We start from the raw sequence: 683 nt of genomic DNA, 5'->3' as shown, positions 1-683 counted from the left end.
GAGCACGCAGACCATAAAAGACAAATCCGGAAGCAAATGGTCGCTGAAAAATAAACCAACACGCAAAAAGAGCATCCACCAGGGATGCTCTTTTTATGTGGAGAGAAGTTAAGGCAATACCGCACTAAGCCCGCCTGTCGGCTTTGCGCAGCATCTGTTGGCACATCTACCACACATTTTTTGTGCGGTGTTGCCTTAAATTGGCGTATTGAGCGTCAGCGTGGTCTCATTCTGCCCATAGGCACCGTCATGCACGGTGAACCACCCATCCAGCAGGCTGCTGCAAAACAGATCCTTGCTGTCCGCCTGCTCGCTGTGTTCCTGTTTCTTGTTGTCCATTGTTTCCATCGCTACCATCCTTTCGCTGTCTGAGGGTTCTGTCCGCTGCCCGAATCACTGGGCAGAACTGAGTACGATCGAAGATTCCTTCAGCATCTCGTTGGCTTCCAGGGTCACATACAGATATATACTCTTGCCGGCCTGGATCTCATTGCCGGAAGTGATGCTCAGATACTTGCCGCTGACATAAGCGGAGCTGCCGTCCGGCGCTTCCTTGACGATCGTGCCGGAGGGAACGGTAAACAAAAGCTTCTGCTTGCTGGAAACGCTGCCGGCGGTGTTGGTCAGCCGGATCCGGAAGGTGGTGCTGTAGCGGCCGCCCACCCGGGTAGGGGATCCGCTCT

General features: G+C 54.0%; 2 protein-coding genes. Both read right to left on the bottom strand.

The genetic code is table 11. The features are described from left to right. Positions 1-195: 195 nt before the first annotated feature. Positions 196-348: a hypothetical protein gene (locus QVO51_RS00270; protein WP_022356749.1), complete on the bottom strand. Its 153-nt coding sequence runs from the start codon at positions 346-348 to the stop codon at positions 196-198. Positions 349-393: 45 nt separating this feature from the next. Then, a partial coding sequence (locus QVO51_RS00265) for a hypothetical protein (RefSeq protein WP_288167654.1) occupies positions 394-683 on the bottom strand: 290 nt, incomplete at its 5' end.

The organism is Ruminococcus sp. CAG:379 (genome assembly GCF_000434255.1).
In the GTDB taxonomy this organism is placed as follows: domain Bacteria; phylum Bacillota; class Clostridia; order Oscillospirales; family Ruminococcaceae; genus Ruminococcus_F; species Ruminococcus_F champanellensis.
This window is presented reverse-complemented; position numbering and strand designations above follow the sequence as displayed.

Bases quoted from the DNA above. Each gene is read 5' to 3' on its own strand.
- QVO51_RS00270 (WP_022356749.1), bottom strand. From the start codon at position 348: ATGGAAACAATGGACAACAAGAAACAGGAACACAGCGAGCAGGCGGAC.